15 protein-coding genes and 1 rRNA gene are annotated in these 14,676 nt (G+C 37.8%); 13 read left to right on the top strand and 3 right to left on the bottom strand.

Annotation, left to right across the window (positions count from 1 at the left end; translation table 11 throughout):
• A 16S ribosomal RNA gene (locus ACIQ32_RS08660) occupies positions 1-204 on the bottom strand; the annotation flags it as partial.
• A gap of 586 nt (positions 205-790) precedes the next feature.
• Between ACIQ32_RS08660 and thrS the strand changes: the two genes are divergently transcribed.
• From thrS to ACIQ32_RS08625, 7 genes are all read left to right on the top strand, one after another.
• The gene (gene thrS, locus ACIQ32_RS08655) at positions 791-2,737 is read left to right on the top strand and encodes a threonine--tRNA ligase (RefSeq protein ID WP_396195290.1); all 1,947 of its coding nucleotides are present in this window, start codon (positions 791-793) and stop codon (positions 2,735-2,737) included.
• Positions 2,738-2,759: 22 nt separating this feature from the next.
• A complete protein-coding gene (gene infC / locus ACIQ32_RS08650; RefSeq protein ID WP_396195291.1) occupies positions 2,760-3,311 on the top strand; it encodes a translation initiation factor IF-3 in 552 nt (183 codons plus the stop codon).
• Between the two features lie 25 nt (positions 3,312-3,336).
• Complete coding sequence (gene rpmI, locus ACIQ32_RS08645) at positions 3,337-3,534, top strand: 50S ribosomal protein L35 (protein WP_396195289.1); 198 nt, start codon at positions 3,337-3,339, stop codon at positions 3,532-3,534.
• 129 nt (positions 3,535-3,663) lie between these two features.
• Positions 3,664-4,008 carry a 50S ribosomal protein L20 gene (gene rplT, locus ACIQ32_RS08640; RefSeq protein WP_169522733.1) on the top strand — a complete coding sequence of 115 codons (345 nt, stop codon included), beginning with the start codon at positions 3,664-3,666 and terminating at the stop codon, positions 4,006-4,008.
• 180 nt (positions 4,009-4,188) lie between these two features.
• The gene (locus ACIQ32_RS08635; protein ID WP_396195288.1) at positions 4,189-6,798 is read left to right on the top strand and encodes a zinc-dependent metalloprotease; all 2,610 of its coding nucleotides are present in this window, start codon (positions 4,189-4,191) and stop codon (positions 6,796-6,798) included.
• Between the two features lie 153 nt (positions 6,799-6,951).
• On the top strand, positions 6,952-7,395 hold the full coding sequence (locus tag ACIQ32_RS08630; RefSeq protein WP_396195287.1) for an RCC1 domain-containing protein: 444 nt from the start codon (positions 6,952-6,954) through the stop codon (positions 7,393-7,395).
• 9 nt (positions 7,396-7,404) lie between these two features.
• Positions 7,405-8,379, top strand: coding sequence for a T9SS type A sorting domain-containing protein (locus tag ACIQ32_RS08625; RefSeq protein ID WP_396195286.1), 975 nt, complete (start codon positions 7,405-7,407; stop codon positions 8,377-8,379).
• Positions 8,380-8,440: 61 nt separating this feature from the next.
• Here the strand turns inward: ACIQ32_RS08625 and ACIQ32_RS08620 are convergent, their stop codons facing one another.
• Positions 8,441-9,283, bottom strand: a complete 843-nt coding sequence (locus tag ACIQ32_RS08620; protein ID WP_396195285.1) for an isoaspartyl peptidase/L-asparaginase — start codon at positions 9,281-9,283, stop codon at positions 8,441-8,443.
• Positions 9,284-9,367: 84 nt separating this feature from the next.
• Positions 9,368-10,240, bottom strand: a complete 873-nt coding sequence (locus ACIQ32_RS08615; RefSeq protein ID WP_396195284.1) for a cyanophycinase — start codon at positions 10,238-10,240, stop codon at positions 9,368-9,370.
• Between the two features lie 115 nt (positions 10,241-10,355).
• On the opposite strand from ACIQ32_RS08615, the gene rluF reads away from it, so the two are divergent.
• From rluF to ACIQ32_RS08585, 6 genes are all read left to right on the top strand, one after another.
• Positions 10,356-11,132, top strand: a complete 777-nt coding sequence (gene rluF, locus ACIQ32_RS08610) for a 23S rRNA pseudouridine(2604) synthase RluF (RefSeq protein WP_396195283.1) — start codon at positions 10,356-10,358, stop codon at positions 11,130-11,132.
• On the top strand, positions 11,133-11,504 hold the full coding sequence (gene crcB, locus ACIQ32_RS08605; RefSeq protein WP_396195282.1) for a fluoride efflux transporter CrcB: 372 nt from the start codon (positions 11,133-11,135) through the stop codon (positions 11,502-11,504).
• Positions 11,505-11,540: 36 nt separating this feature from the next.
• Positions 11,541-12,545, top strand: coding sequence for a bifunctional oligoribonuclease/PAP phosphatase NrnA (locus tag ACIQ32_RS08600; protein WP_396195281.1), 1,005 nt, complete (start codon positions 11,541-11,543; stop codon positions 12,543-12,545).
• Positions 12,546-12,548: 3 nt separating this feature from the next.
• Positions 12,549-13,115 (top strand): gliding motility-associated peptidyl-prolyl isomerase GldI, encoded by a 567-nt coding sequence (gldI, locus tag ACIQ32_RS08595; RefSeq protein ID WP_396195280.1) that lies wholly within the window; start codon positions 12,549-12,551, stop codon positions 13,113-13,115.
• 8 nt (positions 13,116-13,123) lie between these two features.
• Positions 13,124-14,230 carry a peptidylprolyl isomerase gene (locus ACIQ32_RS08590; protein ID WP_396195279.1) on the top strand — a complete coding sequence of 369 codons (1,107 nt, stop codon included), beginning with the start codon at positions 13,124-13,126 and terminating at the stop codon, positions 14,228-14,230.
• A gap of 13 nt (positions 14,231-14,243) precedes the next feature.
• Positions 14,244-14,676: peptidylprolyl isomerase (locus ACIQ32_RS08585; RefSeq protein ID WP_396195278.1), on the top strand; the 433-nt coding region annotated here is incomplete at its 3' end.

Here is a 14,676-nt window from a genome sequence, read left to right as displayed (position 1 = left end):
TAATATATCAAACATGCGAATAATATATACCATGAGGTATTAATCCAAATTTCTCTGGGCTATCCCTCTGTAAAAGGTAGGTTGCATACGCGTTACGCACCCGTGCGCCGGTCTCTAGGAAGCAAGCTTCCTATACCCCTCGACTTGCATGTGTTAAGCCTGCCGCTAGCGTTCATCCTGAGCCAGGATCAAACTCTTCATCGTATATTGTGCGCTCTTACGAGCAATTTTATAGACAAAGGCTAGTCTTTTTCAAATCTCTCGATTCACTTACTCTCTTTTTGTTGTCTCGTCTTATCAACGAGACGGCTGTCAATTCAATATGTCTATGAACGTATTCTTCTTTTTTAATACCACTTTCATTCTCAAAGCGGGTGCAAAAGTAAGCATCTTTTTTAAACTAACAAGGCTTTTTAAAATTATTTTTGAATTTATTTTAAATTCCTCGTTTTACAGTTTATCAATGTACAATTCCTCTCTTGCGGGGTGCAAATATAGAAATCTTTTTTCTCCCAATCCAAATAAAAAATAACCTTTTTATATTCTTTTTTTTAAAACCCTGATAATATGATTTTTGTAAAAACCATTTTTCAAAAATTTAACAAATACAAACCCAAAGACCACTAAATAGCCCCGATTGCAGTGGCTACCGCGTAGCCCGAAAAGCGGGAATGCAGATCACTGATAAGTCCCGAACCTTTCGCTCATTATAAATCTTTCCTTTATTACACTATATATATTGTATGTGTTTTGTTAATCTGTTATATTTGCAGTCCATAAAATTTTAGGAATGATAAAGATTACTCTACCTGACGGTTCGGTTAAGGAGTTTGCAAAAGGCACAACTCCGATGGATGTTGCGAAAAGCATCAGTGAAGGATTAGCGCGAAATGTGATTTCGGCATCTTTTAATGGTACAACGATTGAAACTGAAACCCAACTAACCACCGACGGTTCTCTTGTATTATATACATGGAATGACAAAGAAGGTAAAAAAGCTTTCTGGCATTCAACTTCACACGTAATGGCGCAAGCTTTAGAAGAGATTTACCCGGGTATAAAATTAACTTTAGGTCCGGCGATTGACAATGGATTCTATTACGATGTTGATTTTGGGGATAAAAAAATCACTGATGCTGACTTTAAAACCATAGAAGACCGAGTGTTGGAAATTTCGAGAGAGAAGCATGAATTTAAGATGCGTTCGGTTTCAAAAGCAGAAGCCTTGGAGATATACAAAAACAACGAATACAAGACGGAATTAATTTCCAACTTAGAAGACGGAACGATTACTTTTTGCGATCACTCGAATTTCTTTGATTTGTGTCGTGGTGGTCATATTCCTAATACAGGAATCATCAAAGCCATGAAAATCATGAGCGTTGCCGGAGCTTACTGGCGCGGAGATGAAAAAAACAAGCAATTGACTCGTGTTTATGGCGTTTCATTCCCGAAACAAAAAGACTTAACAGATTACTTAGAACTATTAGAAGAAGCCAAACGCAGAGACCACAGAAAACTGGGCAAAGAATTAGAATTGTTTGCTTTCTCTCAAAAAGTAGGGCAAGGTTTGCCGTTGTGGTTACCAAAAGGCGCTGCTTTGCGTGACCGATTAGAGCAATTTTTGAAAAGAGCTCAGAAAAAAGCCGGTTACGAACAAGTGGTGACACCGCATATTGGGCAGAAAGAATTGTATGTGACGTCAGGGCATTACGCTAAATATGGTGCTGACAGTTTCCAACCGATTCATACTCCGGCAGAAGGCGAAGAGTTTTTGTTGAAACCAATGAATTGTCCGCACCACTGTGAAATTTACAACAACAAACCATGGTCATACAAAGATTTACCAAAGCGTTATGCTGAATTCGGAACGGTTTACCGTTACGAGCAAAGTGGTGAATTGCATGGATTGACTCGTGTACGTGGCTTTACTCAGGATGATGCGCATATTTTTTGTACACCGGATCAATTGGATTCGGAATTTAAAAAAGTGATTGACTTAGTCCTTTATGTTTTTGGCTCGTTAGGTTTTGAAAACTTTACTGCACAAGTTTCCGTTCGCGACTTAGACAATCCGGATAAATATATAGGAAGTATTGAAAACTGGGAAAAAGCCGAAAACGCTATCATCAGTGCAGCACGTGACAAGGGATTGAATTACGTTATTGAAAGTGGCGAAGCGGCATTCTATGGCCCGAAATTGGATTTTATGGTGAAAGATGCTTTAGGCAGACAATGGCAATTGGGAACCATACAGGTAGATTATAATTTACCGGAGCGATTTGAATTGACTTATAAAGGAGCCGATGACAAATTACACCGTCCGGTGATGATTCACCGAGCGCCTTTTGGTTCGATGGAACGTTTTATCGCTATTTTACTGGAACATACGGCCGGAAACTTCCCATTATGGCTGATGCCAGAACAAGCTATTATCTTGTCTTTGAGTGAGAAATATGAAAATTATGCGAAAAAAGTTTTAGAATTGCTAGAAAATCACGAAATTCGCGCCCTAATTGACAACCGCAACGAGACGATTGGTAAAAAAATCAGAGAAGCAGAAGTGCAAAAAATGCCGTTTATGCTGATTGTTGGGGAAGAAGAAGAAAAGAACGGAACCATTTCTGTTCGTCGTCACGGTCAAGAAGGAAAAGGCAATATCACAGTTACCATTGAAGAATTTGCGAGAATTGTTAACGAAGAAATTGCCAAAACATTAAAAACATTTGAAGTTTAACTAAAATTATAGAGCCATAGCAATTAGAAACAACAGAGGTTACCAACCTAGAGAAGAGAAAAAAGCAGCACACAGAATCAACGAATTGATTCGTGTTCCTGAAGTTCGATTAGTAGGTGAAAATATTGAGCCGGGAGTTTACAAAACTTCTGAAGCGCTTCGATTAGCGGAACAATTTGAAGTAGATTTGGTGGAAATATCCCCCAATGCCGAACCACCGGTTTGCAAACTGATGGATTATGGTAAATTCATCTACCAACAAAAGAAACGCGAAAAAGAATTAAAAGCAAAATCAACGCAAATTACAGTAAAGGAGATTCGTTTCGGACCTCAAACTGATGAGCACGATTATGAATTTAAAAGAAAAAATGCTGAAAAGTTCTTAAAAGAAGGCTCAAAATTAAAAGCTTTTGTGTTTTTTAAAGGACGTTCTATCATTTATAAAGAGCAAGGTCAAATTTTATTGTTGCGTTTAGCACAAGATTTGGAAGAATACGGTAAAGTGGAAGCTATGCCGGTATTAGAAGGAAAGCGTATGATTATGTTCATTGCGCCTAAGAAAAAAAGTAAGTAAGTTAAATTAAATAAACTAGGAAAAAATGCCTAAAATGAAAACAAAATCCAGTGCTAAGAAGCGATTCAAAGTAACCGGCTCTGGAAAAATCAAGAGAAAACACGCTTTTAAAAGTCACATCTTGACTAAAAAATCTAAAAAGCGTAAACTTGCGTTGACACATTCTGCTTTGGTTCACCCAACAGACATGAAAAGCGTGAAAGAACAATTAAGAATTATCTAATAGCTAACAGCCAACAGCTGCAAGCCTTTAGCTTTCTTTAGGTTAAAAAATCATTTAATAACCTTGGAGTACGGCTTTAAGTTCCCTTGATTCAATTCGGGACGCCTGCTACAAAAAAACAGAAAAATTATGCCAAGATCAGTAAATTCAGTTGCTAAAAGAGCAAGAAGAAAAAAGATAATGAAGCAAGCCAAAGGTTTCTTTGGTAGACGTAAAAACGTTTGGACAGTTGCTAAAAACGCAGTAGAAAAAGCAATGCTTTATGCTTACCGCGATAGAAAGCAAAACAAAAGAAACTTCCGAGCCTTATGGATTCAGCGTATCAACGCCGGAGCTCGTTTGGAAGGAATGAGTTATTCACAATTCATGGGATTAGTTAAGAAAAACGGAATCGAATTGAACCGTAAAGTATTGGCTGATTTAGCTATGAACCACCCGGAAGCTTTCAAAGCTGTCGTGAATAAAGTGAAATAAAACGTTTGTACAACCACGATTTAACTTACTTACAAACAGAAAATCCCAATCTTACGATTGGGATTTTTTGTTTTACACTCCGTTAAAAAAATCTTAACACCAGATTAAATCTATAAATTAGTCTTAATTTGCTACAGTTTTATTTTAACTAAATTTTCATCACTACATTTAACACCCATTATGAACAAACTCAAACTCTCATTGTTTTATTCTTTGGCGTTTTTATTGTGCACAGGAGTCACTGTTGCTCAAGACAAATCAGAACGCAAAAAGAAAAATAAAAAGGAAATTGCAACAACTAAAACAGACTCTGTAAAAGAAAAAAAAGCACCAAAAGTTTCTATTACAGATAAAATAAAAAGCTGTAAAAAATCGGAAGGTTTGTTTACCATTTATCAAGACACCGTAACCGGAAGCATCCAGCTTTTTATCAAAAAAAGTCAATTAGACAAAGAATTTATTTACCAAAGTTATTCCATGAGTGGCCCAACTACTTTAGGCTTAAACCAAAGTATGCATAGAGCTACTAACGTGTTTAATATCAAAAAAGCGAATGATAAAATTGAATTCGGTTTGGTTAATACCAACTTTTATTACGACAAAAACAACGCTGTAAGTAAGACAGCCGGAACGGATATTGCCGAAGCCATCTTCTTAGCCGAAAAAATTGTAGCCAAAGACAGCACCGGTTATTTAATTGCAGCCGATGGTTTGTTCTTAAGCGAAAAACTCGATCCTGTAAAACCAATCATGCCACCTGGAATACCCCCGGGAGCATTTTTTAATTTAGGAAATTTCAATTCCGCAAAATCAAAATACCACAGCATTCGCTCTTACCCTAACAATACCGACGTTACTGTAGATTTGGCTTATGATAATCCTGCGCCAATGAACGGCGGTGGTGAAGACATTACCGATGCCCGTTATGTTCGTGTTCGCATGCAACATACTTTCCTCGAAATGCCGGTTAATAATTTCAAACCGCGTAGAGATGATTCTCGCATTGGGTATTTCGGCCAAACCGTAACAGATTTAACGAGTGTAAAAGCAACACCCTACAAAGACATCATCAACCGTTGGTATTTGACCAAAAAAGACCCGACTGCTGCCTTAAGCGAACCAGTGGAGCCAATTGTTTGGTGGATTGAGAATACCACACCGATAGAATACAGACAAACGGTGATGGAAGCCGGAAACAAATGGAATGAAGCTTTTGAAAGAGCCGGTTTCAAGAATGCGGTAGTGATGAAAATTCAACCCGATGATGCCGATTGGGATGCCGGAGATGTTCGCTACAATGTCATTCGTTGGGTTTCTTCCGCTTACCCAAGCTACGGTGCCATCGGACCAAGTTTTGCCAATCCGAAAACCGGTCAAATTTTAGGTTCAGATATTACTATCGAATGGTATTCCGGCAGCAGCACGCCAACCATGGACGAATTGTTTTCGTTTAAAAATGAAGGTTCAAGCGAAAATTTAAATATTCATTTCCACAAAGATGGCACTGCTTGTACTTTGGCCAATGAGTTAAAAAGTCAATTTTTGTTAGGTACTACTTTTGCCGAAGTAAATTCAGAAGATCCAAAAACAATTTCCAGAGCACACAAAGAATTTTTATACTATTTGGTTTTACACGAAATGGGTCATACTTTAGGATTGAACCACAACATGAAATCGAGCCAAATGTTGAGTCCGGCCGACTTACACAATACTGCCATCACCGAAAAAATTGGTTTAATTGGTTCAGTAATGGATTATCCGGCCATCAACCTTTCATTGGATAAAACCAAACAAGGAAATTTCTACACTACAAAACCAGGTCCTTATGATTTATGGGCCATTGAGTTTGGATACAAAGAATTTGACGAAAAATCAGAAGAAGCCGAATTGCAAAAAATCCTTAGCAGAAGTACCGATCCTAATTTGGCTTTCGGAAATGACGCTGATGACATGAGATCTCCGGGGAAAGCTATCGACCCGAGAGTAATGGTAAACGATTTGAGTAGCGATGCAGTTGGCAATGCGGAAGAACGTTTTAAAATCGTTAACAACGTAATGTCTAAATTAAAAGCCAAATACAGCAAAAACGGAGAAAGCTATGCTGAATTAAGAAATCGATTCAACATGCTTAACGGTCAAAGAAGAAATATGGCTGCCGTGGTAAGTCGTTATGTTGGAGGTGTTTTTGTTGACCGAAGCTATGTTGGTCAAAATACTACTGCAAAACCATTCACACCGGTTACCAAAGCGCAACAAAAAAGAGCGATTGAAATATTGAACAAATATGTATTAGCGCCTAATGCTTTTGATGCTGATGCTTCTTTATATCCTTATTTACAAATGCAAAGACGCGGTTTCAGTTTCTTCTCTTCAACCGAAGATCCTAAGCTGAATTCCATTTACCAATCTATCCAAACCGATGCTACTTTAGGCCATATTTTACACCCAACTACTCTACAAAGAATTTCCAATACTAGTTTATATGGTAATACTTATACGGTGGCCGAAGTGATGACCGACTTGACTAATGGGGTTTTCAATGCGGATTTGGTTGGAAAAGTAAACATGCATCGTCAATATTTACAAACCTATTTTGTAAAAGAAGTAATCGAAATCGCCGATGTAAATGATCCGAAAAATCGTCATGATGACATCTCAAGAGCAGCAGCACGTCAAACTTTAAAGAAAATCAAATTGATGTTAACCACTGCTTCTTCATCAGATGAAAGCACCAGAGCACACAGAAACTACATCAGTTTTTTAATCGACAATGCTTTAGCAATAAAATAATCTTAGTCTACTAAACCAAAAAATCCCAACCTTTCAGTTGGGATTTTTTTTGGAAATAACATACCCTATCCATTTTATAGTTAACTTAGTTTTATAATTCAGGTTTAAAGAATTATAAGATGAAATAAATACAACTAACCAAAACAACCAATTATGAAAAGAAAACTACTCACTTACAAATTATTACTCTTTTGCACCTTGATTTTTGGTCAAGGCTCTAACGGATGTTGGAGAGTTATATCAGCAGGCCAAAATTTCAGTATGGGTGTTAAATCAGATGGAACATTATGGGGATGGGGACAAAACAGCAACCGCCTCGGATTAGGATTGGCTAACTTAGCGGATCAAAATCTACCTACACAAATTGGAACGGCAAATGACTGGCTAACTGTTTCTGCAGGTGCCGTTCATACTTTAGCATTGAAAACCAATGGAACACTATGGGCTTGGGGAAACGGGCAATTCGGACAATTGGGCAATGCAATTTTTAATTCGGCTACACCAAATGTAACACAAATTGGAACGGCAACGGATTGGGTAGAAATTTCGGCCGGAAATAGATTCAGTTTAGCAATAAAGAATAATGGCACACTTTGAGCTTGGGGTTTGAATAATACAGGGCAATTAGGAGACAATACAACCGTTGATCAAAATGTCCCTATTCAAATTGGGACTGCTACTGATTGGTTGCGAATTGATGCAGGAGATCAACATTCTTTAGGGGTTAAAACAACCGGGACGCTCTGGGCTTGGGGAAATAATGCATCGGGGCAACTTGGAAATGGCAATAATACAACTAGCTTGATTCCCATTCAAATTGGTACCTTATCTAATTGGCTCTTAGTCTCAGCAGGAGTTAATCATAGCATTGCTACAGACAATAGTAATTTCCTCTACACTTGGGGCAATAATACCAATGGACAATTAGGCGATGGTACAAATACTTCCACTAACGTACCAAATGCAGTTAGTTTTAGTATTGATGGAACGCCATCGTTGTGTATAGCCATATCCGCAGGAAATACTTTTTCATTAATCATCAAAAATAATAATACCCTTTGGTCAAGTGGTTTCAATACCAGTGGTCAACTAGGGCTGGCTAATAATACCAATGTAAATGCTTTTAATCAAGTGGGCGTTGGAAATACTTGGCAATCCATTTCAGCCGGAGATGTTCATTCATTAGCCTTGGAAACCAATTTAGATTTATGGTCAACCGGAAGAAATATGGAAGGACAATTAGGGATAGGCACTAATACAGCCTCTAATACACTTCAGTTTGTAACTTGTCCTACCTCTACGTTAAATAATGATGATTTAGTAAGTGTTAATTCAAAATCAATTATAGCACCCAATCCATCTAATGGTCATTTCACACTCAGTTATTACTTAGATACAGAATCATTTACCGTGATAAAGTTAACCAACATTCAAGGGCAATTAATCAGTGAATTTAGAAAAGATTCAGCAGTGGGTCAACAAATTGAAGTATTTGACTTGAGCAATCATTCATCCGGACTTTATTTTCTTACTCTCAACCATGGAAGTACTTCAAAAACAATTAAAATTATCAAACAATAAATTTATAAAAAACAAAAATCCCAACCTTTCAGTTGGGATTTTTTATTTGATACAAATTGTATTAATTAAAAACCTCTTCGTGCTCACCATCAAAACTGGCAAAAACCATACTCGGATGCGAATCTTGATGGAAAATATTACCCTTGTGGTCAATAGCGATGGCACCGGCAAAACCATCAAAAGGTTTTAATTCGTTAAACGTTTTTTCAAAAGCTTGTGCCAAAGTAAAGCCATCGGTCACTCGAGTTACTATTTTGGCAGCTACAGCACCGCTTACTATGTCTTCCCCAACTCCGGTTAAACTTACTCCACAATAGGCGTTCGCATAATTTCCGGCTACAGTAGCCGAATCTGAAATTCTACCCGGTATCTCAAAACCTTTTCCTCCTGTTGAAGTGGCTACGGCAATTTTTCCCTCGGCATCTAAAGCAACACAACCTACTGTTCCGCTTCCGGTTGCGGCCAATTTGGCTTCATACTCAGCCCTGCGTTGCGGAACTTCGGTAGAGAATTCTTCAAATCCGTGTTGGCGTGCAAAATGGGTTGCTCCGCTTCCACCCAAAACTTTATCGTCATAATTCAATAAAACTTGAGCTACTTGTACCGGATTTTTTACTGATTCAATATTAATCACACCACTCATTTTCATCGTTGAACCATCCATCAAAGAAGCGCTCATCCGGATTTTTCCATCGCTTTGAATTTGGGAACCAATACCCGCATTGAACAACGCATCGTCTTCCAAAAGTGACACCGCATACACTACCGTTTCCAAAGCCGTATGCTTTTGCAAATAGGCATATGACTCCTTAGCAATACGCAACAACGCTTGCTGTTTCGCCACCTTAGTTTCGTGATTGGTAGAAGATTCCGAGAAAAATCCGCCGTGGATGATTATTTTCATTTTGAAATATTAGATATTAGATTTTAAATATTAGATATATGTGTTTTAAATCATATTTAATATCTGTAATTTGATATTTAAAATTTAAACGTATTGTGAAGACTTTATCTTCATTTTAAAAGTATCCAAATCGAAAGTGTCATTTTTGCTCATGACGTGAGTTACCAAATGATTGATGGAAATAGGCTGACCCAATTCAACTTGGGTGAGATTGGTGTCTTTAATCTCTCGTCCGTCAACCAAAATCACCAAACCGGAACCTAAAGCTTCCATTTGACGACCATTAGTGATCAACAATCCGGTATCTTCTCCTAAACCAATACCCAATACTTTCGGATTACCGACTACCGCTTGGAACAAACGACCAATACGTCCTCTTTGTACAAAATGTGTATCAATAACCACGTCATCAATCAACCCTAATCCTGAAGTAATTTTCACTTCGCCTTTCAACAATGCCTCATGACTGCTGCCTTGGTAAATCATATTGTTAGAAGCTGCGGCCGCACCGGCTGAAGTTCCGGCGTAAACAAAATCTTCGTTTCGGTATTTACTGATCAGGATATCATCGAATGGCGTACCGCCTAAAATAGAAGTCAGACGCAACTGATCACCACCGGTAAACATAACAACATCAGCAGCTTTTAATCGCTCTAAAACTTCCGTTTCGGAAGCTTGCTCTCTCCTTTCTATATGGAGTACATCAACGTTATGTGCCCCCAGGTAATTGAAGGCTTTTACGTATTCGGGGCCAATCTCTCTAGGGATTTTTGAAGCGGTGGTTATCACTTCAATTCTCGATAGTTCTTTGTTTTTTGATTCTTTGATGATGCGTTTTAAAATACCTTCTTCAAAGAAATTCAAATTCTGCGGAGCGCTTTTGTCCAAATCGGTTTCAGTAAAACTTCCTTTGTCAACGGCACCGCCAATTATTATAAGTTTGCCTTGTATATTCATGCTCGTAAAAATAGGAAAAACTTAAAACTTACCAACCTTTTTTACATTTTTTGAAACCAATTTATCAACGGACTTATCAAGAATCAGTGTGTCGAAATTGTGTTATATTTGCCCTATGGAAATCAACCAAACCCGTATCAACAAATTCTTGTCCGAATCCGGATTTTGTTCGCGTCGCGAAGCTGATAAATTATTGGAACAAGGCCGAATTACCATCAACGGAAAAGTACCCGAACTAGGCACTAAAGTTTCCGTAGAAGATGAAATACGAGTAGACGGAAAACTAATCCGTGAAAAAACCGAAAAACCAACTTACTTGGCTTTCTACAAACCAGTTGGAATAGAATGTACTACGAATCAAAAAGTACGCGATAACATAGTGGATTATATCAATTATCCCAAGCGCATTTTCCCGATTGGCCGATTAGACAAAGCCAGTGAAGGGCTTATTTTCATGACCGATGACGGTGATATCGTGAATAAAATTCTACGGGCCAGAAACAACCACGAAAAAGAATACATAGTAACCGTAAATCGTCCGATTACTGACCGATTCATAGAACGAATGGGGAACGGCGTTCCGATTTTAGATACAGTAACCCGAAAATGTAAGGTTGAACAAATCAGCAAATACGTTTTCAGAATAATTTTAACGCAAGGTTTGAACCGCCAAATCCGTAGAATGTGCGAGTATTTAGGCTACGAAGTTACAGCGCTGAAAAGAACACGCATCATCAATATTTCGTTGGATGTACACGTTGGCAGATACCGAGAATTAACCGAGGTCGAAATCAAGCAATTGAACCAACTCATCGCGCCTTCAAGCAAAACCGAAGAAGCCAGTTTACCCAAAAAAATCAATTCCAATGTCAATCGCAATAAGAAAAACTAGATGTTTAAAACCATTTTATACATAGCTTTAGGCGGCGCATTAGGCAGTGTGTTGAGATTTTTGACGACTGTTTTGGTGTCGAAATTTTGGTCGAATCACTTTCCGTTGGCGACATTCCTTGCCAATATTATTGGATGTTTTTTGATTGGATTGTTTATCGGTATTTTAGACAAAAACCAGTTGACCGACAGTAATTTGAAGTGGTTTTTAATCACCGGGTTTTGTGGCGGTTACACGACTTTCTCTACCTTTGGAATGGAAAATTATAACTTGTTCCAAAACCACAATTCTTTGTTGGCTTTCGGATATATAGGTTTAAGCATTTTACTCGGACTTTTTGCCGTTTGGTTCGGACTTTTTGTCTCCAAATAATTCCAAATTCCTGAAAAAAATGTAACTTCGCCCTCTATGAAAAAAGAAGACATTTTTGCTCTCCAACAATTATTGGCTGCGCCAAAAAAAATTGCAATTATTCCTCACCGAAGTCCGGATGGTGATGCCATGGGTTCAACTTTGGCATTGTATCATTTTCTATTGAAATTGAATCACAAACCAACCGTTATTGCTCCGAATGATTTCCCGAATTTCTTAGCTTGGTTGCCAAGTTCCGAAACGGTTTTGATTTATGAAAATGACAAAGTGAACTGTGCACAAATGATTAAAGATGCCGAAATAGTCTTTACTTTAGATTTCAACGCATTACACCGAACCGGTGAAATGGAACAAGTGCTCAATAAAGTTACTGTTCCAATGATTATGATTGACCATCATCAAAAGCCGGATAATTATGCCACTTATACTTACTCTGATACCATTTTTGGCTCGACTTGTGAGATGGTTTACAATTTTATTACCTTTTTAGGTCATAAAGATTTAATTGATAAAACTATAGCTACTTGTATTTATACCGGAATTACTACAGATTCAGGGTCGTTTCGCTTTCCATCGACAACGGGAACTACTCACCGAATTGTAGCCGAATTGATTGATTTAGGAATTGACAACAGTGATATTCACAACCAGCTTTTTGACAACAATTCATACAATCGTTTGCAACTTTTAGGAAGAGCATTGCAAAACATGAAAGTTTTCCCGGAATACAAAACGTCTTATATCACGCTTTCGCAAAAAGAACTCGATGAGTTCCAATATGAAAAAGGCGATACCGAAGGCATAGTGAACTACGGTTTAACCATTAAAGGCATTCATTTTGCAGCCATTTTTATTGAACACAGAGACGAAAATATTATTAAAATCTCCTTCCGATCGCAAGGTCATTTTGATGTAAATCAATTCGCCAGAGACCATTTCAACGGTGGCGGACACATTAATGCTGCAGGAGGTAAGTCGTACGAAAGCTTGAAAGAAACCATTAAAAAATTTGAAACTTTAATTTCAAAAATAACCATTTAGTTTATGAAAAATATAACCCGAATCGCTGTCTTACTAATGGTTTTGACCACAATAATCAGCTGCAAACAGCAACAAGCTCGCATGCCTGTTTCAAGGTCATCAGGAACATTTATGAAAGAATCTATTGAACGCAATAAAAAGCTGATCGCTGGAGAAGAAGCTCAAATTGATTCTATCATTAAAAGCAATCCCAAAGTAAAATATTTAGCTTCTAAAAAAGGCTATTGGTATCATTATGAAATTCGAAATGAAAAAGATACACTCCGACCTAAAAAAGGGGATGTAGCCTCTTTCGACTATGAAATTAAAGATTTTGAAGGTAATGTAGTTTACTCTGAAATTGAATTGCGTCCACAAACCTATGTTGTTGACAAACAAAACATCATGATGGGTTTGCGAGACGGAATTAAACTGATGCGTAAAAATGAAAAAGTCTCTTTTTTATTCCCATCCCATATGGCCTTCGGTTACCATGGCGACAACAAACGCATTGGTTCCAATCAACCTTTAATTTGCACCGTTACTTTACACGATTTTAAGCCTGAAACCAAATTAAAAACCGAAAATTAATTACACCAATGATCAAGAAACTTTTATTATTGACGCTCATTTCCTTTGCTTTTTTATCTTGCAAAGACGAGCACAAAGACTTAAAAGACGGTTTATACGCCGAAATTGAAACCTCAAAAGGCAATATTATAGTAGAGCTCGATTATAAAAAAGCGCCCATCACCGTCGCCAATTTTGTGACTTTAGCCGAAGGGAAAAACAGTTTTGTACCGGCTGATTTAAAAGGAAAACCTTTCTTTGACGGCTTACTTTACCACCGAGTAATAGCCGATTTTATGATACAAACCGGAGATCCTATCGGCAATGGATCGGGCGATGCCGGTTATAAATTCAGAGATGAGTTCACCGACTTAAAACACGACAAACCCGGCGTATTATCGATGGCCAATTCAGGTCCGAATACCAACAGCAGTCAGTTTTTTATCACCCATGTAGAAACCCCTTGGTTAGATGGTAAACACTCCGTTTTTGGTCGAGTGTTAGAAGGCATGGAAGTAGTTAATTCGATTGTACAAGGCGATGTTATGAATACGGTTACCATTATTCGTAAAGGAGAAGAGGTAAAGAAATTTGATGCTGTGAAGGTGTTCAATGACTATTTTAAATCGGAAATAGAAAATCAGAAAAAACAAGCTTTGATAGATGCGGAAAACAAACGAATCTATGATGAAAAATACAAGGTTGTTAAAGAACAAAAAGCCTTGTACTTCAAAAACATAAAAAATATAGCGACCAAAACATCCAGCGGATTTAAATTTAAAATTTTAAAAACTTCCAGTGACGGTAAACCAAAAGACGGTGATATGATTTATATGAATTATTCCGGATTTTTAGAAGACGGTACACTTTTTGACACCAGCAGTCCGGAAGTGGCCAAACAATTTGGTATGTTTGATGAACAAAGAGCGATGCAAAACGGGTATTCGAGCTTACCATACCAAATGGGTTCCAACAAACTGATTCCCGGATTTGTAGAAGGCGTGAGTAAATTAAAGTTTGGCGAAAAAGCTGTATTTTTCATCCCGAGTAATTTGGGTTATGCCGAACAAGGTGCCGGCCATGTTGTACCGCCAAATGCCAATTTGATTTTTGAAGTTGAACTATTAAATAAATAAAATTAAAATAAAGATGAGAATTAAAATCACCATGCTGTTCTTACTTGTAGCCGGTTTAACCAACGGCTTTGCTCAAACTAAAAGCAAGACTGCAGCACCAAAAGGAAAAGCACCGGTAGCGGTAAAAAAAGCAGCTACTCCTGGAACTCAGACAATAACTGCTACTAACGAAGGTATCTTTGCCGAAATCGATACCGATAAAGGTAAAATTGTGATACAGTTAGAATACAAAAAAACACCTATTACAGTAGCCAATTTTATTGCATTGGCTGAAGGTACAAATGCCTCAGTTACTGATGCTAAATTTAAAGGAAAACCATTTTATGACGGATTAAAATTCCACAGAGTTATCACATTAGGGAATGGTGACCAACAAGATTTTATGATTCAGGGGGGAGATCCTGCCGGTAATGGTTCAGGTGGCCCGGGCTATGCTTTTAAAGATG

Source organism: Flavobacterium sp. (genome assembly GCF_044373165.1).
GTDB lineage: Bacteria > Bacteroidota > Bacteroidia > Flavobacteriales > Flavobacteriaceae > Flavobacterium.
The sequence above is the reverse complement of the archived record's forward strand: the minus strand, read 5'-3'. Positions and strand labels throughout refer to the sequence as shown.

Bases quoted from the DNA above. Each gene is read 5' to 3' on its own strand.
- rluF (WP_396195283.1), top strand. From the start codon at position 10,356: ATGGAAATCAACCAAACCCGTATCAACAAATTCTTGTCCGAATCCGGA.
- crcB (WP_396195282.1), top strand. From the start codon at position 11,133: ATGTTTAAAACCATTTTATACATAGCTTTAGGCGGCGCATTAGGCAGT.
- ACIQ32_RS08630 (WP_396195287.1), top strand. From the start codon at position 6,952: ATGAAAAGAAAACTACTCACTTACAAATTATTACTCTTTTGCACCTTG.
- rplT (WP_169522733.1), top strand. From the start codon at position 3,664: ATGCCAAGATCAGTAAATTCAGTTGCTAAAAGAGCAAGAAGAAAAAAG.
- ACIQ32_RS08615 (WP_396195284.1), bottom strand. From the start codon at position 10,240: ATGAATATACAAGGCAAACTTATAATAATTGGCGGTGCCGTTGACAAA.
- ACIQ32_RS08635 (WP_396195288.1), top strand. From the start codon at position 4,189: ATGAACAAACTCAAACTCTCATTGTTTTATTCTTTGGCGTTTTTATTG.
- rpmI (WP_396195289.1), top strand. From the start codon at position 3,337: ATGCCTAAAATGAAAACAAAATCCAGTGCTAAGAAGCGATTCAAAGTA.
- ACIQ32_RS08620 (WP_396195285.1), bottom strand. From the start codon at position 9,283: ATGAAAATAATCATCCACGGCGGATTTTTCTCGGAATCTTCTACCAAT.
- ACIQ32_RS08600 (WP_396195281.1), top strand. From the start codon at position 11,541: ATGAAAAAAGAAGACATTTTTGCTCTCCAACAATTATTGGCTGCGCCA.
- ACIQ32_RS08590 (WP_396195279.1), top strand. From the start codon at position 13,124: ATGATCAAGAAACTTTTATTATTGACGCTCATTTCCTTTGCTTTTTTA.
- thrS (WP_396195290.1), top strand. From the start codon at position 791: ATGATAAAGATTACTCTACCTGACGGTTCGGTTAAGGAGTTTGCAAAA.
- gldI (WP_396195280.1), top strand. From the start codon at position 12,549: ATGAAAAATATAACCCGAATCGCTGTCTTACTAATGGTTTTGACCACA.